Here is a 24289-nt window from a genome sequence, read left to right on the forward strand (position 1 = left end):
CCGCGACGGCTCGCGGCGATGACCACCCACCCCAAGACGAAAGGAGAAGCTCATGTCCCAGCCGCAGCTCGAGGTCTGGTCCATCCGGGACGCGGAGGGCGAGCGCAAGGCCTACTGGAAGCACGTCGGCCGCGCCTTCCTGAACCGTGACGGCAGCATCAACGTGCTGCTCGACGCCCTGCCTCTCGGAGCGAAGCTCCAGATCCGCGAGGCCAAGAACCCCGAGAAGGCGGACTAGGAGTCCGCCCCCTCGAACCCCCGAACGAAAGGAACGATCCATGATCCGAAGCATCCGCCTCCTCCACGCCTCCCTCCTCGCCCTCGTCCTCGGCGTCGGCCTGGCCCTCACCCTGCCCGCCACCGCGGCGCCGTCCGCCGGCCAGAGCGCCGTGCAGACCACCAAGGCCAAGCCGGTCCTCACCGGCAAGATCAACCTCAACACCGCCTCCGAGGCCGAGCTGCAGCTGCTGCCCGGCATCGGGCCGGCGAAGGCCAAGCGCATCGTCGGGGTCCGCACCGTGAAGCCCTACGGCCGGCCGGCCGATCTGGTGAAGGTGAAGGGGATCGGCCCGAAGACGGTGCAGAAGCTGATGCCCTACCTCGCCGTCAGCGGCCCGAGCACCCTGAAGCGCGACTAGGCAGGTCCTGAACCCCTGGACCGGAGCGGGGTGCTCTCCCCCCGTTGCCCCGCTCCGGTCCTTGCTGTAGGTAGCGCCCAACCGAATAGAACCGATGGTCGCGTACCCGCTCCTCCCGAGACGAGGAGGGGGACGCCGCCAGGCTCGATGCTGGGGCCTGGTGAGGGAAGCCGGTCGAACGCCGGCGCGGTCCCGCCACTGTAGCCCTCTGATACCCGCTCCATTCGAGCCACTCGTGTCCTTGCACGCGGGGAAGGCGGAGCGGGCGCTTCATCCGGAGGGGAGCCAGGAGACCTGATCCTCGGTCAGCCACGCAGCACTCTTCGACGGAAAGAGGTTGGCTCCCTTGTCTGTACCCCGCCAACCTGCGCTCCTTCCCGGACGCAGGTCTTTTTGTTCGCCCTCCCGAGCCCGGCCCCACGCCGGCGCGCTCGGCGTCGCGCTCGCCCTGCTCGGCCTCCTGCCGGCCGGGCTGCGGGCCCAGGAGGACGACGCGCCGGTGGTGGACGAGGTGCCCGAGACCGTGGTGCGCGCCCGCGCGCCGGGCGAGGCCGAGGCGAAGGCCCCCACCGCGGCGCACTACGCGGTCTCCCTGCGCGAGCGCAGCGAGGTCGACGCCGATCTCGGCGCGGCCCTCGAGGGGCTGCCGCCGGTGGGGCTGCACCGCTACGGCGGGGGGCTGACCACCTTCTCCCTGCGCGGCAGCGCCTCGCACCAGACCCGGGTCGAGATCGGGGGCGTCCCCCTCACCCCCCTCGGCGGCGGCTCGGTGGATCTCTCGGGCCTCGACCCCGCCCTCTTCTCCCGGGCCGAGGTGATCGCCGGCCCCCAGGGCGCCGCCTTCGGCACCGGCGCCCTCGGCGGCGTGCTCTCCCTCTCGCCCTGGCCCGAGGCCCGGGGCGGGCCCCGCACCGAGCTCGAGCTGAAGACCGGCAACCACCACCGCGCCTCCCTCGCCCTGCGCCAGGCCCTCGGCGAGGGCGGGCGCCTTGCGCTCACCGCCGGGCACGAGGGGGGCGACTTCCTCTTCGAGCGCGATCTCACGCCCAACCTCCCGGACGATCCCTGGATCACCGAGCGCCGCGTCAACAACGCCCGCCGGGAGGGGAGCGTGCTGCTCACCGCGCGGCGGCGGCTGGCGGGCGGCAAGGCCCAGCTCATCGCCCTGGGGACGCAGCGCCGGCTCGAGCTGCCCGGGCCGGTGGGCTTCCCCACCCCGGGCGCGGGGGCCGAGAGCCGCCGGGCGCTCCTGGGCGCCTTCTTCGAGGGGCGCTCGCGGGGCGCGGGGAGCCTGCGGCCGAGGGTGCGGCTCCACGTTCGCCAGGAGCACCTCGAGCTCTGGCCGGGCTCGACGCCCCTGCCGGGCGCCGCCGCCCCCCAGCGCTCCGAGCTGCGCGAGGGCGGCGCGCTCACCGAGGCCGAGCTGCTCCTCGGCGCGCACCTCCTCACCCTGGGGGGCGCCCTCGAGGGCAGCCAGCTCGCCGGTGAGCTGCGGGCCGGGCGGGTGGTCGGCGCGCTCCACCTGCGCGATCGCGTCTACCTCCTCGAGGGCCGCCTCCTCCTCTCGGGCGCGGCGCGGCTGGACCTCCCCGGCGATCAGCCCCTCCAGCCCTCCGCAGCCCTGGGGGTCACCTGGACGCTCCACGAGTCCCTCGAGCTCCAGGCCAACCTCGGGCGCAGCGTGCGGCTCCCGACCCTGACCGAGCTGCACCGCGAGGGCCCGCTGACCGCCGCCAACCCCGGGCTCGTGCCCGAGTCGGCCGTCGCCGGGGACCTGGGCCTGCGGCTCTCGCTCTTCCGCCGGCGAGTGGAGCTCGGGCTCTCGGGCTTCCTCTCCCGCTACGCCGACCTGATCACCTACGAGCTCTACCCGCCGCTCAAGATGCGCGCGACCAACCTGCGCGCCGCCCTCGTCGCCGGCGTGGAGAGCCGCCTGGTGCTCGCCCCGGGGGGCGGCTTCTCGGCCGAGCTCTCCCACGCCCTCACCCACTCCCGGGTGCTGGGCGACGATCCCAACGAGCGCGGCAAGCCCCTGCCCTACCGCCCGGCGCAGAGGGGCCACCTGCGCCTCGCCCTCGAGCGCGGCCCCCTCACCGGCCACCTCGGGGTCGAGGCCCGCAGCCAGCTGCGCCGCAACCGGGCCGGCACCAAGACCCTCCCGGCGCGGGCGCTCCTCTCGGCCGGCCTGCGCGGCCGCCTGGGTCCCGGCTGCTCCCTCGCCCTCCAGCTCGACAACCTCCTCGACGACCGCCGGCAGGAAGACGTCCACGGCTACCCCCTGCCCGGCCGCACCCTCCTCACCTCTCTGCGTTGCGCCTTCGGCGCGAAAGGAAACGATCGATGATCTTCAGGCTCTCCCGGACCTCCGGGCTCCTCCTCCTCCCCCTCCTCCTCCCCCTCCTCCTCTCCCTCGCCTGCGGCGAGCCCACCGACGGCGGAGACGACGGCGGCGGCACCGACGGGGGCGGCGGCGCGCCGGCCTTCGCCGTCGATCGCACCCTCTCGCTGGGCAGCTGCCTCAACGCGGGCGCGGTGACCGTCGAGGGCGGCAAGGCCTACGTGGCCTGCGGCGGGGACTTCACCGGCAACGGCGAGGTGGCCGTGGTCGATCTCGCCACCTGGACCATCGAGCAGCACATCGCCGTGGGCGGCGCGCCCGGCTCGATCACCGTCTCCGGTGACCGGATCTACCTCGGTGACATGCTCGACGGCCGGGTGCTGGTGGCCGGCACCGACGGCAGCGTCATCCACGGCGCCGCCGACGCCGTGGTGATCTGCCCCTCGGACTTCGTCAACAACGTCTTCCAGTTCGTCCCCGACGTGGTGAAGATCGGAGACGTGCTCTACGCCAGCTGCTTCGCCACCGACGAGGTGATCGCCTTCCAGCCCTCTGCCGGTGCGGATCCCGGCGACGGAACCCTCAACGCGACGATCCTCGGCCGGGTGACGGCCGGCGACGGCATCTCGGCCCTCGAGCCCTGGCACGCCAACGACCTGGTCGGCCTCGAGAACCTCTCCGGCGCGGCCTCCCACATCGGCACCGATCCCCTCGGCGCCTCCACCAACTACTGGACCTGCGGCGATGTCCCCAACGATCTGAGGATCGAGGACGGCCTGGCCCACGTGGTGAACTCCGGCTCGAACACCCTCCAGGTGATCGACCTCTCCGCCGTCTCCACCACCGCCGAGGTGCACCTGGGCGACGGCGCCAGCCCCTGGTCCCTGGCCCTCCTCGCCGACGGCCGCACCGCGGTCACCCTCCAGGGCACCGACGAGGTCGCCATCGTCGACACCGACCCCGCGACCCCGGCGAGCGAGGCGGTGCAGCAGACCGTGGCGATGCCCTCCGGCGCCGCGCTCGAGCCCTTCACCGGCATGACGCCCCTGGCCCACCCGCAGGGCATCGCGGTCACCGGCGCCGATCGCCTGGTGGTCTCGCTGACCAACTTCGACGCGAACTTCGCCATCGCCGCGCCCGGGATGCTGGTCGAGCTGGTGGAGAGCACCCCCTGAAGGATCGACGCGCCAGCCGGCGAGGGCCCCTGCGGGCCCTGCTGATCCTGACCCTCGCCGCGGGCCTCGCGCCCGCGGCCGGGGCCGCGCCGCGGGAGCCCTCCCGCCTGGGGCCGCCCCCCCCCGAGGTCCCGCACCGGATCGTCACCATCGCCCCGAGCCTCACCGAGGTGCTCATCGCCCTGGGCGCGGCCGATCGCATCGTGGGGGTGAGCCGCTACGACGAGTTCCCCGAGGTGGCGAAGGTCACCCGCATCGGCGGCTACGTGGACCCGGACCTCGAGACCATCCTCGGGCTGCGGCCCGATCTGGTGGTCGCCGAGCCGAGCCCGGGCAACGAGCGGGTGGTGCGCAAGCTCGCCTCCCTGGGGATCCCGGTCCGGGTGGTCCACGGGGCCTCGCTGGCCGAGCTGCGGCTGCAGGTCGAGGCCCTGGCCCGGGACCTGGGCCGCCCCGAGGCGGGCGTCCGCCTCCTCGAGACCCTGGAGGAGCGCCGGCTGCGGGTTCAGCTGGCCCTGGCCGGCGCCGCGCCCCGCCGCGCGCTGCTGGTGGTGGGGCACGAGCCCCTGGTGGTGGCCGCCCCCGGCTCGCTGGCCCACGAGCTCCTCGAGCTCTCGGGCGCGACGAACGTCGTCCCCCCGAGCGCCTCGCCCTATCCGGTCTACGCCCTCGAGGCCGCCATCGCCGCCGAGCCGGAGGTGGTCCTCGACTTCTCGGGCCGCCCCCTCTCCGAGCGCCCCGCCTCCCTCGCCACCCTCGGCGCGGTGAAGGCCGGGCGCTGGGTGCAGCTGGCCGACACCTCGCTCCTGCGGCCCGGGCCGGAGGTGATGCACGCGGTCGAGGTGATGGCCCGCCGCCTCCACCCCGGCCGCTTCCCCCGGCCGCGCGCCCCGGAGGGCGAGCAGCCTTGAGCACCCACGACACGGCCGCCGGACCCTCGGCCCCCGGCGCCCGCCTCACGGCCGGCCGCTTCCTGGGCTGGATGATCCTGCTCCTCGCGCTCCTCCTCGGGGCGATGATCCTGGCGCTCCTCCTGGGCAGCACCGAGCTCTCCCTGGGCGCGGCCCTGGAGGGGGCGGGCCCGGCCCGGGTGGTGCTCCTCGAGGTGCGCCTGCCCAGGGTGCTCCTCGGCGCGCTGGTGGGCGCGGGGCTGGGCGCCTCGGGCGCGGCCCTCCAGGCCATCCTGCGAAACCCCCTGGCCGACCCCTTCATCCTCGGCGTGAGCGGCGGCGCGGCGCTCGGCGGCACCGTGGCCCGGGCGCTGGCCACCGGCCTCTTCGGGGTGGCCGGGGGCACCCTCTGGCTGGGCCTGGGCTCCCACCTGGCCGCCACCGCCGGCGCCCTCGGGGCGGTGGCCCTCACCTTCGGCATCGCCCGCGGCGCCGGCGGCGCCCGCCCCTACGCCCTGCTGCTGGCCGGGGTCGTCCTCAACGCCTTCGCCTCGGCCCTGATCCTCTTCCTGCGGGCGGCGGTAGCCCAGGACAAGGCGCAGGAGCTGCTCTACTGGCTCATCGGCAGCCTGGGCTACCCGACCCCCCTCGAGCTCGCCTCGGTGGCCGTGCTGGTGATCTGCGGCGGCGTCCTCCTCTCCCTCCTCGGCGGCACCCTGAACGTGCTCGCCCTCCAGGATCGCGGGGCGGCGGTGCTGGGCATCGACGCCGAGCGGATGCGCCTGCTGGTGATCGTCCTGACCTCGGTGATCGTCGGCACCACCGTCTCGCTCGCCGGCCTGGTGGGCTTCGTGGGCCTGATGGTGCCCCACTTCCTGCGCCTGCTGACCGGCCCCGACCACCGCCTGCTCCTCCCGGCGAGCCTCCTGGGCGGCGGCGCCTTCCTGGTGCTGGCCGATCTCTCCGCTCGCCTGCTATTTCGCTTCCTGGGCACCGAGCCCCCGGTGGGGGTGGTCACCGCCTTCCTCGGGGGGCCCTTCTTCCTCTGGCTCATGCGCCGACGCGGTGGGAGCACCCTCACATGACGAAGCGAAACGCCCTCTGGATGGCCCTCTTGCTCCTCGCCCTGGGAGGCCTGGCCGCCCTCGCGCGCCTCTCCGGCGAGGCGCCGCCCACCCCGGCCGGTGACGACGGGCAGACCCGGACCGACGCCGGCGCCGAGGCCTCACCACAGGCGGTGGTGGACCCCTCCCGCGAGTCCCTCCAGAGCCTGCGCAACAACCCGCCCCGGCGGATCGACGCCCACACCCACGTGGCGCCCGGCGATCTCGATGCGTTCATGAAGATCATGGAGGCCGCGGGCATCGACGGGATCGTGAACTTCTCGGGCGGCTTCCCGGGCGGCGGGCTGGAGCAGCAGCTCGAGGCCGCGGCGCGCTACCCCCACCGGGTCGCGGTGATGATGAACCTCGACTGGCGCAGCTTCGGCCGGCCCGGCTGGGTCGAGGCCCAGGTCGCGGCCCTGGAGCAGGGCAAGGCCCTGGGCGCCGCCGGCCTGAAGATCAGCAAGGCCCTGGGTCTGGGCGTGCGGCACCCCGACGGCAAGCTGCTCGCGGTCGACGATCCCCTCCTCGATCCGATCTTCGAGGCCTGCGGCCGGCTGGGCCTCCCGGTGGCGATCCACACCGGAGACCCCCGCGCCTTCTTCGACGCCCCCACCCCCGAGAACGAGCGCTACCTCGAGCTGCAGAAGAACCCGGGCTGGTCCTTCCACGGCAAGGACTTCCCGGAGTGGCGGGCGCTGCGCGAGGCCTTCCTCGCCCGCATCGGCCGCCACCCGAAGACCACCTTCATCGGCGTGCACTTCGGCAACTCCCCGGAGGACCCGCGCTGGGTGGCCGACGTGATGGACCAGTTCCCCAACCTCTACATCGACACCGCCGCCCGCCTGCCCGAGGTGCTGCGGCAGGAGGACCCCGTGCGCTGGCGCGAGACCCGGCGGGTCTTCGATCGCCACACCGAGCGGGTGCTCTTCGGCAGCGACTCGATGCAGATGGGGGGCGAGCTGATCCTGGGCGCGCCCGGCGCCCGCAAGATGCACCGCACCGACGCCGCGGTCTTCTTCCGCACCCACTGGCGCCTCTTCCAGACCTCCGACTTCGACGTCCCCTCGCCCTCCCCGATCCAGGGCAAGTGGCCCCTGCGAAGCCTGGGGCTGAAGCGCAACCACCTCGAGCCCTTCTACCATGGCACCGCCGAGCGCCTCTTCCCCCAGCTCGCCACCCCCTGAGCTGGCGCGGATCGAGGGGCTCGCCTTCGCCTACCCCGGCGGGCGCACCCTCTTCGCGGACCTCACGCTCGAGGTCCGGGGCGGCGAGCTCCTCGGCGTCCTCGGCCCCAACGGCGCGGGCAAGAGCACCCTCCTCTCGCTCCTCTGTGGCCTGGCGCGGCCGGCGGCCGGCCGCCTCTTCCTCGGCGGGGATCCCCTCGAGGGGCTCTCGCGCCGGGAGCTGGCTCGCCGGATCGCCCTGGTCCCCCAGGACGTGGGCGCGGCCTTCCCCTTCACCGTCCTCCAGACGGTCCTCCTCGGGCGCACCCCCCACCTCGGTCCCCTGGGCATCGAGCGAGCCGAGGACCTCGAGCGGGCCGAGGCGGTCCTCGAGGAGACCGGCCTCTCGGCGCTGCGCGACCGCCCCATCGACGCCCTCTCGGGGGGCGAGCGGCAGCGGGTGCTGATCGCGCGGGCGCTCTGCCAGGACACCCCCCTGCTCGCCTGCGACGAGCCCACCTCGCACCTGGACATCCACCACCAGGTGAAGACCTACGACCTCTTCCATCGCCTGACCCGCGATCCGGCGCGGGGCGCCCTCTGCGTCCTGCACGACCTCAACCTCGCGGCGGCCTACTGCGACCGCATCCTCCTCCTCGACGCCGAGGGGAGGCAGGCCGCCCTCGGCCCCACCGAGGAGGTGCTCTCCTACGCCCTGCTCAAGGAGGTCTACCGCACCGAGATCTGGGTGGGCGTGAACGAGCTCACCGGCGCCCTGACCCTGGCCCCGGTCGCCGGGCATGATCGGGCGCCGCCGCCGGTTGGAGGTGGCCGGGTGGGGGATCGATGAAATAGGCTCCTTGAGTAGAGGCGATGAGAGAGCGAGGCACAGCCCGTGAGGGAGTCGAGCGAGGACGAGGCCGGACCCGGCTCGGGCGACCTCTGCTCGTCGCCGCCCTGCTCCACCTCCTGCTCCTCCTGATCCCCCTCGACGCCGGCCTCGACCGGCGCGCCCCGCCCCGCCGGGTGCAGATCGAGCTGCGGGCCCCCGAGCCCCCCGAGCCCCTCCCGGAGCTCACCGCGCCGGCCGAGCCCATGCTCCCGCCGGCCCCGGCAGCCCCCGAGGTGGCGGCGCCCGCGCCCCGCTCCCCCCGCCCTGCCCGCGCACGGCCGGCCGCGGCGGGGGTCACCCTGGCCCCCGAGCCCGCCGAGAGCGCGGCCCCGGACGAGCTCGCCGTGGCCCCCGAGCCCGCCCCGCCCGTGGTGGAGCGACTGGGCCCCGCGCGCGGCGACGGCCCGATCGACCTGCTCCCCGGCCCCCTCCTCGCTCGCCTCGCCGGCCGGGTCGAGGAGCCCGCCCCGCCGGGGGAGGCCGCCCGGATCAAGAAGCGGGTCCACACCTACGTGCGGGAGCTGCAGGCCCGCGACCGGGTGCAGATCGGCCTCATCGACCCCTACTTCCGCACCCTGGGTGAGACCTTCCGGGCGAGCTTCGAGCCGGACTGGTCGGTCTACGATCGCCGCTCCGGCGAGAAGGGGCTGGGCGGCGCCCTGCGCGCCTGGCTGCAGGACTACCGCGAGACCGCGGATCGCTACGCCCTCTCCGGCTCCCCCTACCGTGAGGGCGAGCGGGACAGCGCCCTGATGCGCGGCGGCCCCGGCGCGCCGCCCGACACGACCCTCTCTGGCGCCCGCCCGCTGGGGGGGATGGGCGACATGGCGGCCCTGCGCGATCTCTGGAGCGACGTGGTCCACGGCCGCGCCGGCGGCGTCGAGCTGCTGGCGCTGGTGCGGGTGAGCCAGGCCCCGGACGGCGCGCTGCTGCGGGTGGAGATCGAGACCCCCTCGGGCCGGCCGGCCTACGATCGCCTGGCCCTCTCCTCGGTGAAGACGGCGCTGGCCGAGCCGCTGCGCCCGCCGCGGATGGGCGAGGGCCTCGGGCTCACCGGCGAGTCCATCGAGAGCCTCTGGGCGTTCCGCACCCGCTTCACCGTCACGCCGCCGGCCTGGACCGTCGCCCCGATGGCGGGCATCGGCGGGATCGGCGGGGTGCAGGGCTGCGACCTGAACGCCAACGGCGGCGTCGAGCGCTGCTTCGCGCCCCTCTCCCGCCAGGCCTTCCCGCACCTCGAGCTCGTTGCGGTCTACTGACTATCGGGGGGAGTTCCACTCCCCCCGGACCCCCCAGCTCGAGACGGGGGTACCAAAGGGCCGCTGCGCTGCGCCGGCTGCGCGCCGCCTCCGCGCGCTTCTGCCCGAGCTTGCGTTGGCCGCCCTCTAGGGCTCGCGCCCGGGGCAGCTCTCGCCGAAGCGGCGGAAGTCGCCGTGGGTGAAGGCCCACTCGGGGGTCTTCAGCTCGCCGCTCTTCTGCACCGGGAACCAGGGGGAGTCGCCGGAGGGGCCGCGGACCACGTGGATCTCCTGGGCCGGCATGTAGGACTGGGCCAGGGCGAAGCGGCGCTCGCCGCCGGGCCCCTCGATCAGGTCCACCACCACCATGGCGTGGCCCGGGTGGCCGCCGCGGATGAGGACGTCGCCCGGCGCGATGGCGTCGCCCGCGACCGGCTGGAGCTCCTTCTCGAAGGAGGCCGAGCCGGCGTAGAGGAAGACCCGCTGCAGGTAGCCGCGGAAGGTGGCCTCGCCCGCGTCGGGCTTCGCCGTGCGCTTCCACTTCACCTGCGAGCCCTTCACCTCGGGGCGCATCCCGGCCCGCCACTCCGACCAGCGCGCGGCGTCGCCGCTGGTGAAGCGGAAGCAGATCTGATCGGCCCGGCCGGTCTGCCGCAGGTACTCGGCGCGCAGGCGCATCACGGCGTCGGCGCACTGCTGCAGGTCGCGGCTCCCGACGTCCACCGCCAGCACCCGCCACTGCACGTCCTGCCGCCCCTTGGGGCTTCCGTCGTGGAGCATCACCTTCGCCCCGGCGGGGCGGGTCGGCAGCCCCCGGAGGAAGGCGCCGAAGCTACCGGGCGCGACCGGCACCCGCGTGAAGCCCGCGGGCAGCGGCAACGCCTCGGCGAGGGTGCCCTCGACCGCACCGCTGACGAAGGGCCGCTCGTCGGCGGCGAGGCTGCCCGCCGGCAGGAGCAGGAGCAGGAGCACCGCCCCCGGGGCGAGACGGCGCGGGAGGATCATTCCTCGTCCTGCTCCGCTTTGAGCTTGAGCATCTTCTTCTTGTAGAGCTTGCGCTTGAGCGGCGAGATCCGCTCGACCAGCAGGTTGCCGGTGAGGTGATCGTGCTCGTGCTGCAGGGCGATCGCGTAGAGCCCCTCGGCGTCCACCTCGAAGGGCTCGCCGTGGGCGTCGAGGGCCCGCACCTTCACCCGGGCGGCCCGCTTCATCTCGACCGTCAGGTCGGGCAGGGAGAGGCAGCCCTCCTCGAAGGTGACCTCGCCCTCCATCTCCACGAACTCGGGGTTCACGAAGACCAGGGGCCCGGTGCGCGGCGCGCCCTCACCCTCCGGCTCCTCCTCGAGCTCCTCCTCGCCCTCCCCCTCGTAGTCGTCGAGGGGCACTTGCGGCACGTCGACCACGAAGATCTGCTTGGAGATCCCGATCTGCGGCGCGGCCAGGCCGAGGCCGTCGGCGTCGTACATGGTCTCGATCATGTCCTCGAGCAGGGCGTCGAAGTCCTCGCCGAACTCGGAGGGGTCCACGGCTTCGGCTTCCCGGGTGAGGACCGGGTCGGGCCAGATGACGATCTCGCGCAGGGCCATGGGCGGCGGTGCTCCGACAGGAAAAAAGGTGGAGCGAGACTATAGAGCGCCATCCGGTCCTGGGCCACCGCTGGGCCCCCTGGCTGGGGGCCTCGAGGAGAGGAGAGGTGGGGCGGGCGGGTCGGGAGAAACCGGGGAACCGGCATGGGGGGGAGGAACCGTTCCGACCCGCCGCCCCTGTTTGACCGGTCAACCTCCGACCCCGGGCACCTATTCCTCGGGCTGGGCCTTTTCGGTCGGCCCCTCGTCGAGGCCGTAGACCGCCAGGTACTGGTAGGGCAGCAGCTCCTGGTCCAGCGTCAGCCGGGTGTAGCCGGCCTCGCGCATCTCCCCGTCGATCACCTCCGGGGCCAGGCGGCGGCTCTCGGGCGGTCCCACCGGGATCTCCCCCATCTTGAAGTCGACGATCGCGATCCGGCCGCCGGGCTTGAGGCTGGACTGGAGGCGGCGGAAGTAGGCCGGACGCGCCTCGATGTGGTGGTAGGTGTCCACCATCAGGATCAGGTCCACCGGCTCGGGGAGCAGGGGGCTCTCGAAGGTGCCGAGGATCGAGAAGAGGTTGGCGAGGCCCTCCTTGCGGGCGCGCTCGTTGAGGAAGCGCACCATGTCGGGCTCGACGTCCACTCCCCAGACCCGGCCGCCGGAGGCGAGGCGGGCCATGCGCACCGGGAAGTAGCCGGTGGCGGAGCCGATGTCGGCGGCCACGGCCGTCTCGGAGATCGCCAGGGCGGCGAGGACCTCGTCCGGCCGCTGCCAGGCGTCGCGCTCGGGGTTCTCGAAGGTCTTCGCCCAGGCGTCGGCGTCGTCGAAGCGATGGTGACCGCTGCCGTGCGGCTTGTGGTCGGCGTCGCCGTCGACCTCGGCGTGGCTGGCGTGGGCGGCGTGCCCGCCGTGCCCGGCCTCCTGAGCGTGGGCGCACGCCGCGCCGAATAGGAGGAGGAGGAGAGCGGAGAGGGTCGCGCTGATCTTCATGGCGGGGGAGATAACGCCCGGCGGGGCTCCCCGGCAAGCGGGGCCTACGTTATGCCTCGACCATGTCCGAGATCAGCACCCACGTGGACCAGCGCCACTTCGACTACCTCGCCGCCCGCACCACGCGCGACGACGACTTCCTCGTCGCGCTCAAGGCGGCCGCCCGCGAGGCCGGCCTGCCCGCCATCTGGATCTCGCCGGAGCAGGCGAGCTTCATGCAGATCCTCCTGCGCTCGGCGCGCGCCCGGGAGGTGGTGGAGGTCGGCACCCTCGCCGGCTACTCCGCCATCACGATGGCCCGGGCGCTGCCGCCGGACGGCCGCCTGCGCACCCTGGAGCTGATGCCCGCCCACGCGGCCTTCGCCCGGGAGTGGGTCTCCCGCTCGGACGTGGCCGACCGCATCGAGGTGCTCGAGGGCGGTGGCGCCGAGCTCCTGCCCACCTTCGCGAGCGGCACCGTGGACGCGATCTTCCTCGACGCCGACAAGGCCGGCTACGCCGGCTACCTCGAGGAGGCGCGGCGCCTGCTGAAGCCCGGGGGCCTGCTCCTCTGCGACAACGCCTTCGCCTTCGGCGACCTCTTCAGCGAGGGGGAGGTCTCGGAGGGGGTGGCGGCCATCCGCGCCTTCAACGATCTGCTCGCCGCCGACCCCGACTTCCACGGCGTGATCGTCCCCATCGGCGACGGCCTCTGGGTCGGCGTGCGCGAGGGAGAGGAGGCCCCCCGGTGAAGACCGTCCTCCGCCTCCTGCCCGCCTTCCTCTGCTGCCTGCTGATGGGCGCTCACTTCCTGCGCCTGGGCATGCTCTGGGCGGTGATCGCCTGCTGCGTCTTCCCCTTCGTGCTCTTCCTGCGGCACCCGGCGGTGCGCTGGGCCGTGGTGGCCGCCCTCACCCTGGGCTTCGTCTCCTGGATCCTCACCACCCTCCAGCTGGTGATGGTCCGGATGCAGACCGAGGCGCCCTTCGTGCGGCTGGCGATCATCCTCGGCGCGGTCGCCCTCTTCCACCTCGTCGCCGCCGCCCTCCTCTTCGGGGAGCGGATGCGCGGCTACTTCCACCCCTCGCCCGGGGAGCCCGCCTCGCCCTCCTCCGCCTGAGGCAGGGAGAGCTCGAAGGCGCAGCGCGCCCCTCCGGTGGAGAGCAGGGTGGGCCGCTCGAGGCGCACCGGCCCCCGGCCGAAGAAGGCGTCGTCCGCGGCGCAGAAGACCGGCGAGAGCTCGGGCACGCCGAGCTCGGCGCAGAGCTCGACGAAGCGGCAGGCGGTGATCCCGAAGGCGATCCGGTCGGCCTCGACCCGCTCCACCTCCAGCCTCGCGTTGGGGAAGCCCGCGCCGACCTGCTCGAGGAGCGCGCGCCGCTCCTGCTCATTCAATGCTCGCCAGCGCCCGGGCTCCAGGCCCGCGGTGCGGCGCTCGAGGAAGGCCTCTCCGGCGGCGACCACGATCGCGCGGGTCAGCCGCAGGGCCTCCTCCTCGCCGACCCGCCCCCGCAGGAAGCGGTAGACCCGCAGGGCCGGGCCGAGCTGGGCCCGGGTGTCGCGCTCGGCCGCCGTGTCGGCCGGCGGCAGGCCCCGCAGGGGATCGCGCGTCAGCTGCGATCGTCCCAGCCAGAGGAGCGCCCGTCCCCGGCCCACCTCCCGGGCCAGGCCCCGGATGGCCGCGCGCTTCACGGCGAGATCGGTGGCGAGGTCCATGGGCTAGGGCTGGGGCAGCGGCACGAGGGCCAGGAGGAGATCGCTGGTGGTGAACCAGAGCAGGCGCGGCATCGGGCGCCGCCCGCGCTGCAGGGAGAAGCGCACCTCGACCTCACCCTTCTCCCCCGGCGACAGGCGGGTGGTCGTGGGCGGTCCCGGCTTCTTCGCCGGGCGCTCGCCCGGGGCGGGCGCGGCGGCAGGCGCGGCGGCGGCCTCGGCGGCGGCCCCTGCTTCCGGCTCGGGCAGCGGGCGAGGCAGGGGCCGGAGGCTGGCCGAGCGGGTCCTGCCGTCCTCGAGCGCGACCCAGGGCAGCCCCAGCTTCCCGAGGCCGTCGTAGGAGCCGTCGGGCACCCAGGCCGCCTCACCCCGGTTCTCCACCTCGAGGGTGATCGTGCAGTCCCGGTCGCAGTCGATCCCCGAGGGGCAGCGGCCTCGATCGGGGACCTCGCAGCGCCAGCGCTCCACCCGCAGGGCGAAGGCCGGGTCGGGCGCCACCCACTCGCCGGTGGCGGGCAGGCGGCGCAGCAGCTCGACGACGTGCGCGCTGGCCGCGAGGTCCCAGCGGGTGAGCCAGTGCTCGAGGCGCCGGGTGCGGGGCCGCACCTCGGGGTGATCCCAGCCCCGGTAGGCCGCCAGCGACCAGAGGGGCCGGTGCACCTCGCCGAGGGCCTCCCGGGGCAGCCCGAAGTCCACGTCGGGCCCCTCGGTGCGATCCCGCCCCTCCAGCCAGCCCAGGGCCGTGTCGACCTGGCTCGCCGCGGCCTGCGCCCGGCGCTCGACCTCGGCCGCGGGGACCACCGCGCACTCCAGCCGGCCGTGGGGGGCGTGGACCTTCAGGGGGAGGGCGCCGTCGAAGACCGGCTCCCGCCGCACCATCAGCTCCCGGTCGGTGAGGTCCCGATCCCAGATCTCCAGGTGGAGGCTCTCCCCTTTCTTCAGGCGGACGCCGGGGATGGTGAAGATCCGGGTCGCCGTCTTGCTGCTGCGGATCGCCCGGGGCGTGGTGCCGAGGCGGAGCTCCACCAGGATCTCGGGGTTGCCGAACCAGTCGAAGCGGTGCTTGGGGTCGAGGCCCACCGCCCGGCAGGCCACCAGCGCCCCCTCCAGCGGCCCCCCGGGCTGCGGCGCCGCTTGGGCCAGGTCCCACAGCTCGGCGGCGGCCCGCGCGTCGGGCCCGGCGCGATCGCCCTCTTGCAGGTGGCGGGGGTGGATCACCTCGCCGAGGGGCACTTGCTCGGGCGCGGGGAGGCGCACCGAGCGCGGCAGGGAGGGCTCCCGCTTCGGCGCCACGTCCTCGTAGGCGAGGACCTCGTCCCGGGGGGAGGGGATCTCCGGCGGCGGCGGCGGCGCGGCCAGGGGCGCCTGACGGGAGCCGCAGGCCACCCCGCCGAGCAGCGCTCCCGCGAAGAGCGCGAGGAGGACCCTGGCAGCGGGGGTCCTCACCCCACGGCTTCCCCCGGGCCCCCGCCCACGGGCTGCCGCCCGTAGAAGATGCTCATCACCCAGAGGGAGGTGGCCGTGAGGATGTGCCAGTAGGCGTGGCCCTGGAAGACGTGATCGGTGGGGTCGCAGTAGACCCGCGAGAGGTCGAGGGCCGAGAAGGTCGCGCCGGCGCCCAGGAGGATCAGGCCGACGACGAAGAGGCCCAGCGCGGTGGCCGGCAGCTTCTTCACCCGCAGGTAGACCTCCTGCCCGACGATCACGAGGATCAGGACGAAGACCAGCATCTGGATCGGCAGCTCGAGGGCGAAGCCCACGGGCACGAGCGCGCTCATCCCGATCACGCCCCCGAGGTACCAGCGCATCCCCCGCTGGCTGCTCACCGCGCCGAGGCGGCGCAGGTTGAGCACGAGGGGGAGGAAGGCGAAGAGGAACATCGCGACGAAGTCGAAGAACTGGAAGAAGAAGGTGTAGGAGGCGTGGAAGATCCCCGAGAGGAGCCCCACGACGATCGCCACCGGCCCGAAGGCCCGCAGCAGGGGATCCGGGTGCCGCCGCAGGCTGTAGGTCATCCAGAGGCCGAAGAGGACGTAGGCGAGGTTCGACCAGGTACCCGCCGGGTTCACCACCCACGCGCAGAGGTTCTCCTCGCACCAGTCGATGTTCGGCGGCGTCCAGTCGGCCCAGGGGCAGCCTTCGGGCAGGGGGGGGACGGTCATCATGGTGGAGCTCCTCGTGCGGTCGGCGGCGCATTCGCCTGCCCGCGGCATCCTACCTTCTTCGCGACGCACGGGGGGTCTTCGCGCGCGCCCCCATCGATCCGCTATGATTCCGGGTGTTCCCTCCGGCAGCCTCGCCCCACCTCGCGAGAGGCTCTTCCGGAGGGAGAGGAGGAGCGCACCATGCGAGCGAAGATCGGCCTCGTCACCCTGCTGCTGATGGTCCTGGGTGGCTGCACCTGCGGCACCAAGGTGGATGACACGGTCACCGGCGTCCGGGTGACCGTCGACTACGAGCAGGCCCTGGGCCTCGATCAGCTGCGCTTCCTCGGTGAGCTCGAGAGTAGCCCCGGCGTCGCGGCCTTCCCCTCCGGCGTCTTCCCCGAGGATCCCACGCCCCTCGAGGCGGGCAGCGACAGCGTCGTGATCCTGGTAGACGAGGCCCTCGCCGGCGAGAACCTCATCATCACGGTCGAGGGGCTCTCCGGCGGCTCGGTCGTCGCGAGCGCCTCGACCACGGTCCCCCTGGTCCAGTCCGTGATCCGCGAGGCCAGCGTCAGCCTCACGGCGACGGCCAGCTGCGGCGACGGCACCTGCGACGCGGCCAGCGAGGACACCTGCTCCTGCCCCGCCGACTGCGGCGGCCCCGGGACCTGCGGCGACGACCTCTGCTGCGCCGGTGAGGGCGAGACCGCCACCACCTGCCCCGCCGACTGCGCCCCCCCCTCCTGCGGGGACAGCATCTGTGGCGTGGGCGAGGACCCCTGCTCCTGCCCGGGCGACTGCATCATCGACTCCTGCAGCGACGGCTGCTGCTCGGGGGCCGAGACCCTCGCGAGCTGCCCCGCCGACTGCTCGGTCTGCGGCGACGGCTCCTGCACCGGCAGCGAGGACGCCACCTCCTGCCCCGCCGACTGCGGCGGGGCGAACTGCGGCGACGGCACCTGCGACCCCACCGAGACCTTCGCCTCCTGCCCCGCCGACTGCTCGACCTGCAACACCGACGGCGCCTGCGACCCCACCGAGACCTTCGCCTCCTGCCCCGCCGACTGCTCGACCTGCGACGCCGACGGCACCTGCGACCCCACCGAGGACTTCGCCTCGTGCCCGGCCGACTGCGCCACCTGCAACACCGACGGCACCTGCGACCCCACCGAGACCTTCGCCTCCTGCCCCGCCGACTGCTCGACCTGCAACACCGACGGCGCCTGCGACCCCACCGAGACCTTCGCCTCCTGCCCCGCCGACTGCTCGACCTGCGACGCCGACGGCACCTGCGACCCCACCGAGACCTTCGCCTCGTGCCCGGCCGACTGCGCCACCTGCAACACCGACGGCGCCTGCGACCCCACCGAGACCTCCCTCTCCTGCCCGACCGACTGCGTCTGCAACGCGGACGGCACCTGCGACGCCGGCGAGGACGCCACCAACTGCGCCGCCGACTGCGCGGTCTGCACCAGCTGCGCCGGGGGGACATGCTCCGAGACCTGCGCCGCGAGCTGCAACCCCTCCTGCTCGAGCGGCTGCACCTGCGACTACGACTGCACCAGCCAGAACAACTGCAGCCCCTTCTGCCTCGACGGCGCCGACTGCACGATGAACTGCTCGGGCACCGCGGGCAACTGCTCCCCCGAGTGCTTCGGCAGCTCCACCTGCGCCGTCCTCTGCGAGAACTCCGGCAACACCTGCAACCTCGAGTGCCGGGACAGCGCCACCTGCAGCTCCACCTGCACCGGCCCGACCAGCTGCGATGCGCACTGCCACGATCAGGCCACCTGCGACTACGACTGCGCGAACATCACCACCGGCAGCTGCACCGGCGTCCGCTGCGAGAGCGACGGCGGCTGCCTGCTCAACTGCGGGAGCGTGCCGACCACCAACTGCAGCTTCGACCGCTGCCGGGACAGCCAGGGCAACAACTTCACTCCGGTGGACTGCTACGGCGACGGCACGCTCTTCGCCTGCAACCGCGCCTGCCCCTGATCCGGAGTCGGCCTGCGGCGCCCCCCGCCGACCCCGAGGGGTGAGCGGGGGTCCGCGGCGCGCGGCGACCTCAGCCCCGCCGGCGGCGGGTGCGCAGGGCCAGCAGGCCACCGATCAGCGCGAGGCCGAGGAGGCCGGGCCGGCCCTCGCCGGTGCTGCCGCAGTCGCAGCCCTCGCCCTCCTCGGGCGGCTCGGCGCCGCAGTCGCTGTCATGCTCCTCGCAGCCCGCGGGGCAGCAGCCGTCGTCCGGGACGCAGGCGGTGATGGCGCTGCGCGTGCAGAGCAGATCGCAGCTCGCGGCCGAGCCGAAGGCCGCGTCGGCGGTGCAGGCGTCGCCGTCGTCACAGGACGCCGGGCAGTCCCCGTCGCAGGTCTCGCCGCCCTCGACGATCCCGTTGCCGCAGGTCTGCGCCGCGCAGTCGCTGTCGTTGGCTGAGGTGCACCCCGGCGCGCAGCAGCCGTCCCCCGAGGTGCAGGCGCCGATGGCGTCGTTCCGGCAGGCGAGATCGCAGGTCTCGGAGGAGCCGGTCATGGCGTCGGTGGTGCAGACGTCGCCGTCGTCGCAGGTCGCCGGGCAGTCCCCGTCGCAGGTCTCGCCGGCCTCGACCACCCCGTTGCCGCAGGTGGCGGGCGAGGCGCAGTCCGAGTCGCCCGCTGCCGCGCAGCCGCCGGGGCAGCAGCCGTCGCCTCCGATGCAGGCGCTGATCCGGGCGTTGACGCAGACCAGGTCACAGGTGGAGAACTCACCGGTCTGGCTGTCGATGGTGCAGGCGTCCGCGTCGTCGCAGGTCGTGGGGCAGTTCCCGTCGCAGATCTCGCTCCCCTCGACGACCCCGTTGCCGCAGACCGGCGCGCTGCCGCAGTCGTCGTCGTTCTGCCAGGTGCAGCCGGGCGCACAGCAGCCGTCGCCGTTGGTGCACGCCGTGATCGAGGCGTGGGTGCAGGCCATGTCACAGGTGGAGGGATCGCCCGCCTGCTGGTCGGTGGTGCAGGCGTCGCCGTCGTCGCAGGTCGAAGGGCAGATGGCGAGCGGATCGCAGGTCTCCCCGGCCGCGGTGTTCAGGGTGCCGTCGTCGCAGGCCACGAAGGTGCAGTCGGCGTCACAGGTGGCGGTCTGGCCGCCCTCGTCGCAGTCCTCGCCGGCGTCGACGAAGCCGTTGCCGCAGCCCCCACTGGCGCAGTCGGAGTCGTTGCCCGGGTTGCAGCCCGGGGCGCAGCAGCCGTCGCCGCCGGTGCAGGTCGTGATCGGGGCGTTGGTGCAGGCCAGGTCACAGGTGGCCGCGCTGCCGGTCTGGCTGTCGCTGGTGCAGACGTTGCCGTCGTCGCAGGTGCCCGGGCAGCTCGAGATGGGATCGCAGGTCTCCCCGGCCGTGGTGTTCAGGGTGCCGTCGTCGCAGACCACGGCGGTGCAGTCGGCGTCGCAGGTGGCCGACTCGCCCCCGTCGTCGCAGGCCTCCGTCCCCTCGACGCTGCCGTTGCCGCAGACCGCCGTGGAGCAGTCCGGATCGGCGCCGTCGTAGACGTCGTCCCCGTCGTTGTCGAGGCCCTCGGTGAGGCCAGCGAAGTCCTCGCTCCCGTCGAGGTTGCAGGGATCGGTGGGGATCGAGGGGTGACCGGTGCCGGGGCTGGCGTAGTAGGGCGGTGAGATCTCCTCCCCCACGGGGGTGTAGTTGACCGGGTTGGCGTCCTGGTGGCAGCTGGCGCAGACGGTGGTCCCCTTGCGGTAGTGGTGCTGACGCAGCCCGGCTCCGCGGCCCCCGTAGGAGGGGAAGTCCGGGTTGGAGGAGGTGTTGTCCTCCTCCCGCCCGTGGCAGCCCACGCAGGCGATGGCCAGCAGCCCCGCGCCGCCGTTCGAGCTGTTCAGCAGCACCGGGAAGCGACTCGGCCCGTGGCAGGTGTCGCAGTCACCACCGAGCATGTCCGCGCGGTGGATCACATGATTGTTGCCCCAGCTCTGCCCGTCGGTGCTGGAGGTGTAGCTGTTGGAGCGGAAGTCACCATGGCAGGCACGGCAGTTGGTGGCGTCCTTGTTCTGGCTGTACCGGTCGTAGGCGCGCGCCTCACCGGGCCCGAACGATAGGAACAAGGCGATCGCGATCAGGGCAGAGACCTTCCAGAGCGACTTCGCGTTCATGGTTCCCCTCCTCCAGGGAGTCTAGATCATCCAGCACCTGCTCTCGTAGAGTCCCCGGCGATGAGCACGCCAGGAAGCTATCGAGAGCCCCGTGACCCGGTCCCCAGCGATCTCGAGATCGCCCAGGAGGCCCCCCTCCTCCCCATCCAGCAGGTGGCCGAGGCGGTCGGCCTCGAGGCGGACGACCTCGAGCTCTACGGCCGCCACAAGGCCAAGGTGCACCTCGACGTGCGCGAGCGCTTCGCCGATCGCCCCCTGGGCAAGTACATCGACGTCACGGCCATCACCCCCACGCCGCTGGGCGAGGGGAAGACCACCACCGCCATCGGCCTCTCCCAGGGCCTCGGCCGGCTGGGCCACAAGGTCTTCACCACGATCCGGCAGCCCAGCATGGGGCCGACCTTCGGCATCAAGGGGGGCGCCGCCGGCGGCGGCTACAGTCAGGTCATCCCGATGGAGGACTTCAACCTCCACCTCACCGGTGACATCCACGCCGTCAGCGCAGCCCACAACCTGCTGGCAGCGGCGATCGACAACCACCTGACCCATGGCAACAAGCTGGGCCTCGACCCCTACTCTGTCACCTGGCCCCGGGTGGTCGATCTCAACGATCGCGCCCTGCGCAGGGTGATCGTCGGCCTCGGCGGCAAGGAGAACGGCAGCCCCCGGGAGGCGATGTTCGACATCGCGGTGGCCTCGGAGGTGATGGCCATCCTGGCCCTCGCCACCAGCCTCAAGGACCTGCGCGAGCGCCTCGGGCGGATCGTGGTCGGGACCACCTTCAAGCGGGAGCCGGTGACGGCCGAGGACCTGAAGGTCGCCGGCGCGATGGCGGTCCTCCTCAAGGACGCCCTGATGCCCACCCTGCTCCAGACCCTGGAGCACACCCCCGCCCTGGTCCACGCCGGCCCCTTCGCCAACATCGCCCACGGCAACTCCAGCGTGGTCGCCGACCAGATCGCCCTGCGGCTCGGCGACTACGTCGTCACCGAGTCGGGCTTCGGCGCCGACATCGGCATGGAGAAGTTCATGGACATCAAGTGCCGGGCGAGCGGGCTGACCCCGGACTGCGTGGTGATCGTGGCCACGATCCGCGCCCTGAAGATGCACGGCGGCGTCGGCAAGGTGATCGCCGGCAAGGCCCTGCCCCCCGAGCTCGTCGAGGAGAACCTCCCGGGCCTCGAGGCGGGCTGCGCCAACCTGGTGGCCCACATCAAGATCGCCCGCCGCTTCGGGGTGCCGGTGGTGGTCGCGGTGAACCGCTTCGGCGCGGACACCGACGCCGAGATCGCGTTGCTCTCGAGGATGGCCACCGAGGCGGGCGCCCGGGCCGCGGTGATGACCGATCACTGGGCCAAGGGCGGCGCCGGCGCCGTCGAGCTGGCCGAGGCCGTGGTGGCCGCCTGCGAGGAGCCCAAGAACTTCGAGTTCCTCTACCCCCTCGACATCCCCATCCGCGACAAGATCGAGGTGATCGCCACCAAGATCTACGGCGCCAGCGGCGTGGACTTCATGGACGAGGCCAACAAGAAGCTGAAGCTCTACACCCGGCTGGGCTACGACAACCTGCCGATCTGCATGGCCAAGACCCACCTCTCCATCAGCCACGAGCCCACCTGGAAGGGCGTGCCGAAGGACTTCCGGCTGCCGGTCCGCGACATCCGGGCCAGCGTCGGCGCCGGCTTCCTCTACCCCTTGTGCGGCACGATGCGGACCATGCCCGGGCTGCCCTCACGCCCCGCCTTCGAGGGCGTCGACATCGATCTCGAGACCGGAAAGATCCAGGGTCTCTTCTAGGAGGACGATTCCATGATCACCAGGGAAGAGCTGGCGAGCGCCCCCTTCTTCGGCGCCCTCGACGAGCAGGAGCAAGCCCTGCTCGCGGGCGTCGCCCGCCGCGGCAGCGCGGCGGCGGGGGAGGCGATCTTCAAGGCCGGCGAGCGGAGCCGGACCCTCTACGTCGTGATCGACGGCCTGGTCTCCCTCCGGCAGAAGGCCCGGGTCGGCAAGGCGGAGACCACCATGGCCGCGGGGAGGCCCGGCGAGGTCATCGGCGTCTCGGCGATGCTGGAGGGCGAGGGCGTCCACTCGGTCAGCGGCGTCTGCCTGGAGGCGACCGAGTTCATCGAGCTCGACGTCCCCGACCTGATGAAGGCCCTGGAGGCCGAGCCCGCGGTGGGCCTGCGCATCCTGCGGCGCCTCACCCTCCTGCTGGCCGAGCGGCTGGCGGCGGCGCGGGCGCAGCTCGGAAGCCAGACCCGCGAGGGCCTGATCTCCCACGGCTGAGGTGGACGGCCCCTAGGGGCAGTTCACGTCGTTGTAGGTGTTGAAGGGCTCGCCGCCGGGGGCGGACGCCTCCTCCCCGATCCGGCCGGTGGGGCAGGTGCCGCCGGTCGTGCCGTCCTCGGTGGAGATGAACCAGGTGTCCACGTTCGAGTCGTCGTCGAGGTTCCCCGCGGCCACGGCGGTGAAGCCGCAGACGGGGCAGAGCCCCTCGTCCTGGACGCCCGGCAGGGTCGTCATGGTCCCCACCGGCGACTGCCAGGTCACCGAGGGCATGCTGCCCCAGCCGGGGTTCGGGTTGGCCGTGGCGAACTTGAAGGTGTCCACCGAGACGTACTCGGCGTTGCTGGCCGCGACCTCGGAGCCCACGGGATCGGTGCGATCGACCGAGTTCGCGGCGGTCCCCGAGTAGAAGGCGAAGCGGTTCGGCCGCTCGGGGCTGAAGCCCACGATCAGGATCTTGGAGGTGTACTCGTCGAACTCGGTGTAATAGGCCTTCTCGGCCGAGAAGAGCGCCTTGAGGTTGCTCTTGGCCTCGGACTGTCGGGCCTTGGCCTGGAACCGAACGAAGTTCGGGATCGCGATGGCGGCGAGGAGGCCGATGATGGCCACCACGATCATGAGCTCGATGAGGGTGAATCCACTCCCCGGGAACTTCCGACCCATCTTCCCTTGCACTTCCCCAGGCTAACGGATGAGGCCGAGGATTCGCAACTTAGGCAGGTTCTGGCTTGCGCGATGGCCCCTTTTGACGGCACGCTCGGGGAGCCAAGGGGGAAGAGCTTGACGACTCTCAACCAGACTCGGGCCAAGCCGCGGAGCCTGGTGGTCGACGACTGCCGGACGATCCTCGCGCTGGTCTCTCACCTCCTCAAGGACGCGGGCTACGAGGTCACCACCTGCGAGAACCCGATCCTGGTCCCGGCGCTCATCTTCCGGGAGAAGATCGATCTGGTGCTCCTCGACGTGAGGATGCCCGGACTCACCGGGGAGTGGGTGGCCGAGACCGTCGCGGACAAGAACCGCAGCGGCGCCGCGCGGATCCTCTTCTACTCCTCCGAGCCCGAGGAGCACCTGAAGCACCTGGTCGAGTCGACCGGGGCGGCGGGCTACGTCCAGAAGTCGGCGGACGACAGCACCCTCCTCCACACGATCTCCCGGATGCTCAATCAGCGAGGCGATGCATGAACCACGACGACGGAGCCCCGAGCTTCCTGGATCCCGAGAGCAGCCTGGTCCCCCTGAGCCAGCTCATGCGCACCCTCGAGCGAGATCTCGTCCGCACCGAGCGGACCCTGGACGTGTTGACCCTGGTGGTCCTCGAGTTCGACGGCTGCCCCTCGCGCCCGCAAGAGCTCCCCGTCGAGGTGTGGGGCGAGGCGGTCCGGCGCCTCGCCGGCCGGATCGAGACCTGCATCCGGGCCAGCGATCAGGCCTTCGGCGGCCACTCCGGGCGCTTCGGGCTGGTCCTCCCGGGCACGCCCAAGGACGAGGCCCTCAGGGTCGCCGAGCGCCTGCGGCCCCGCGTGCCGGAGCTCTTCACCGATCTCCCCGGCGAGGCCGCCGACTGGACCGTGAGCTTCGGCCTGGCCGCCTACCCCGGAGACGCCAAAGAGGCGGGGGCCCTGTGGGAGAGCGCCGTCGAGGCCCTCGACGCGGCGCGGGAGAGCGGGGGTAACCGCAGCTGGCTCCACCAGGACGACCGGCGGAGCGCCCGCCGGGTCCCGGTGGACCTCGGCGCCATGGTCCATCCCCTCGGCAGGGACCCCGTCGAGGCGAGGGTCGTGAACCTGAGCGAGGTGGGCCTGGCCCTCGAGACCACCGTGACGCTCCCGCGGGGCAACCTCCTCGAGATCCGCTTCGAGGACGGCGAGGGGGGAGAGCTCGCCGCCTGCGCCCGGGTCGCCTGGAGCCGGGACACCGCCTCCGGAGGCCAGCACCTCGGGGTCCGCTTCATCGAGACCAGCTCGGCGCACCGCTTCCGGCTCCAGCGCCTGCTGGAGCGGGCCCGCGCGGCCGCCACCGAGAGCGAGTGAG

24 protein-coding genes and 1 riboswitch are annotated in these 24289 nt (G+C 73.1%); of the genes, 16 read left to right on the forward strand and 8 right to left on the reverse strand.

The genetic code is table 11. From position 1 onward, the window contains the following. Positions 1-52: 52 nt before the first annotated feature. From P1V51_00120 to P1V51_00160, 9 genes are all read left to right on the forward strand, one after another. Complete coding sequence (locus P1V51_00120; GenBank protein MDF1561414.1) at positions 53-238, forward strand: hypothetical protein; 186 nt, start codon at positions 53-55, stop codon at positions 236-238. Between the two features lie 40 nt (positions 239-278). Next, a complete protein-coding gene (locus tag P1V51_00125) occupies positions 279-638 on the forward strand; it encodes a helix-hairpin-helix domain-containing protein (protein ID MDF1561415.1) in 360 nt (119 codons plus the stop codon). A 163-nt stretch (positions 639-801) separates the two neighbouring features. Then, a riboswitch (cobalamin riboswitch) is annotated at positions 802-934 on the forward strand. A 50-nt stretch (positions 935-984) separates the two neighbouring features. Further along, positions 985-2982, forward strand: a complete 1998-nt coding sequence (locus P1V51_00130) for a TonB-dependent receptor (protein ID MDF1561416.1) — start codon at positions 985-987, stop codon at positions 2980-2982. Beyond that, entirely contained in the window at positions 2979-4151 is a 1173-nt protein-coding gene (locus P1V51_00135) for a hypothetical protein (protein MDF1561417.1), read from the forward strand. Before P1V51_00130 ends, P1V51_00135 begins: the two co-directional genes overlap by 4 nt. 149 nt (positions 4152-4300) lie before the next feature. Further along, a complete protein-coding gene (locus tag P1V51_00140; protein MDF1561418.1) occupies positions 4301-5062 on the forward strand; it encodes a helical backbone metal receptor in 762 nt (253 codons plus the stop codon). Beyond that, positions 5059-6126 carry an iron ABC transporter permease gene (locus P1V51_00145; protein MDF1561419.1) on the forward strand — a complete coding sequence of 356 codons (1068 nt, stop codon included), beginning with the start codon at positions 5059-5061 and terminating at the stop codon, positions 6124-6126. Before P1V51_00140 ends, P1V51_00145 begins: the two co-directional genes overlap by 4 nt. After that, positions 6123-7331, forward strand: a complete 1209-nt coding sequence (locus tag P1V51_00150; GenBank protein MDF1561420.1) for an amidohydrolase family protein — start codon at positions 6123-6125, stop codon at positions 7329-7331. Before P1V51_00145 ends, P1V51_00150 begins: the two co-directional genes overlap by 4 nt. Continuing rightward, positions 7288-8160, forward strand: coding sequence for an ABC transporter ATP-binding protein (locus P1V51_00155; GenBank protein MDF1561421.1), 873 nt, complete (start codon positions 7288-7290; stop codon positions 8158-8160). Before P1V51_00150 ends, P1V51_00155 begins: the two co-directional genes overlap by 44 nt. Before the next feature lie 23 nt (positions 8161-8183). Further along, a complete protein-coding gene (locus P1V51_00160) occupies positions 8184-9461 on the forward strand; it encodes a hypothetical protein (GenBank protein MDF1561422.1) in 1278 nt (425 codons plus the stop codon). Between the two features lie 126 nt (positions 9462-9587). Here the strand turns inward: P1V51_00160 and P1V51_00165 are convergent, their stop codons facing one another. The 3 genes from P1V51_00165 to P1V51_00175 form a co-directional block, all read right to left on the reverse strand. Then, positions 9588-10445: a DUF4846 domain-containing protein gene (locus P1V51_00165; protein MDF1561423.1), complete on the reverse strand. Its 858-nt coding sequence runs from the start codon at positions 10443-10445 to the stop codon at positions 9588-9590. Then, a complete protein-coding gene (locus tag P1V51_00170) occupies positions 10442-11026 on the reverse strand; it encodes a peptide deformylase (protein ID MDF1561424.1) in 585 nt (194 codons plus the stop codon). Before P1V51_00170 ends, P1V51_00165 begins: the two co-directional genes overlap by 4 nt. Positions 11027-11236: 210 nt before the next feature. Continuing rightward, complete coding sequence (locus tag P1V51_00175; GenBank protein ID MDF1561425.1) at positions 11237-11998, reverse strand: class I SAM-dependent methyltransferase; 762 nt, start codon at positions 11996-11998, stop codon at positions 11237-11239. Positions 11999-12060: 62 nt separating this feature from the next. Between P1V51_00175 and P1V51_00180 the strand changes: the two genes are divergently transcribed. Then, positions 12061-12729, forward strand: a complete 669-nt coding sequence (locus P1V51_00180) for an O-methyltransferase (protein MDF1561426.1) — start codon at positions 12061-12063, stop codon at positions 12727-12729. Beyond that, positions 12726-13097 (forward strand): hypothetical protein, encoded by a 372-nt coding sequence (locus P1V51_00185; protein MDF1561427.1) that lies wholly within the window; start codon positions 12726-12728, stop codon positions 13095-13097. Before P1V51_00180 ends, P1V51_00185 begins: the two co-directional genes overlap by 4 nt. Here P1V51_00185 and P1V51_00190 read toward each other — a convergent pair. The 3 genes from P1V51_00190 to P1V51_00200 are packed head-to-tail and all read right to left on the reverse strand — an operon-like array spanning position 13049 to position 15855. After that, positions 13049-13693, reverse strand: a complete 645-nt coding sequence (locus P1V51_00190) for an L-2-amino-thiazoline-4-carboxylic acid hydrolase (protein ID MDF1561428.1) — start codon at positions 13691-13693, stop codon at positions 13049-13051. The two genes, P1V51_00185 and P1V51_00190, sit on opposite strands and share 49 nt — an antisense overlap. Positions 13694-13696: 3 nt before the next feature. Beyond that, positions 13697-15136: a hypothetical protein gene (locus tag P1V51_00195; protein ID MDF1561429.1), complete on the reverse strand. Its 1440-nt coding sequence runs from the start codon at positions 15134-15136 to the stop codon at positions 13697-13699. Next, positions 15133-15855, reverse strand: a complete 723-nt coding sequence (locus P1V51_00200; GenBank protein ID MDF1561430.1) for a ceramidase domain-containing protein — start codon at positions 15853-15855, stop codon at positions 15133-15135. Before P1V51_00200 ends, P1V51_00195 begins: the two co-directional genes overlap by 4 nt. A gap of 180 nt (positions 15856-16035) precedes the next feature. On the opposite strand from P1V51_00200, the gene P1V51_00205 reads away from it, so the two are divergent. Further along, positions 16036-17835 (forward strand): hypothetical protein, encoded by a 1800-nt coding sequence (locus P1V51_00205; protein ID MDF1561431.1) that lies wholly within the window; start codon positions 16036-16038, stop codon positions 17833-17835. Positions 17836-17905: 70 nt separating this feature from the next. Here the strand turns inward: P1V51_00205 and P1V51_00210 are convergent, their stop codons facing one another. Then, complete coding sequence (locus tag P1V51_00210) at positions 17906-19969, reverse strand: MYXO-CTERM sorting domain-containing protein (protein ID MDF1561432.1); 2064 nt, start codon at positions 19967-19969, stop codon at positions 17906-17908. Between the two features lie 60 nt (positions 19970-20029). Here P1V51_00210 and P1V51_00215 point away from each other — a divergent pair, with 60 nt between their 5' ends. Further along, on the forward strand, positions 20030-21766 hold the full coding sequence (locus P1V51_00215; GenBank protein ID MDF1561433.1) for a formate--tetrahydrofolate ligase: 1737 nt from the start codon (positions 20030-20032) through the stop codon (positions 21764-21766). A 12-nt stretch (positions 21767-21778) separates the two neighbouring features. Next, the gene (locus tag P1V51_00220) at positions 21779-22255 is read left to right on the forward strand and encodes a cyclic nucleotide-binding domain-containing protein (GenBank protein ID MDF1561434.1); all 477 of its coding nucleotides are present in this window, start codon (positions 21779-21781) and stop codon (positions 22253-22255) included. Between the two features lie 12 nt (positions 22256-22267). On the opposite strand, the gene P1V51_00225 is transcribed toward P1V51_00220, so the two are convergent. Beyond that, positions 22268-22918 (reverse strand): prepilin-type N-terminal cleavage/methylation domain-containing protein, encoded by a 651-nt coding sequence (locus tag P1V51_00225; GenBank protein ID MDF1561435.1) that lies wholly within the window; start codon positions 22916-22918, stop codon positions 22268-22270. Positions 22919-23035: 117 nt separating this feature from the next. On the opposite strand from P1V51_00225, the gene P1V51_00230 reads away from it, so the two are divergent. Then, the gene (locus P1V51_00230) at positions 23036-23440 is read left to right on the forward strand and encodes a response regulator (protein ID MDF1561436.1); all 405 of its coding nucleotides are present in this window, start codon (positions 23036-23038) and stop codon (positions 23438-23440) included. Beyond that, positions 23437-24288 (forward strand): PilZ domain-containing protein, encoded by an 852-nt coding sequence (locus P1V51_00235; protein ID MDF1561437.1) that lies wholly within the window; start codon positions 23437-23439, stop codon positions 24286-24288. Before P1V51_00230 ends, P1V51_00235 begins: the two co-directional genes overlap by 4 nt. Position 24289: the final 1 nt, after the last annotated feature.

This window comes from Deltaproteobacteria bacterium, assembly GCA_029210625.1.
GTDB lineage: Bacteria > Myxococcota > Myxococcia > SLRQ01 > SLRQ01 > JARGFU01.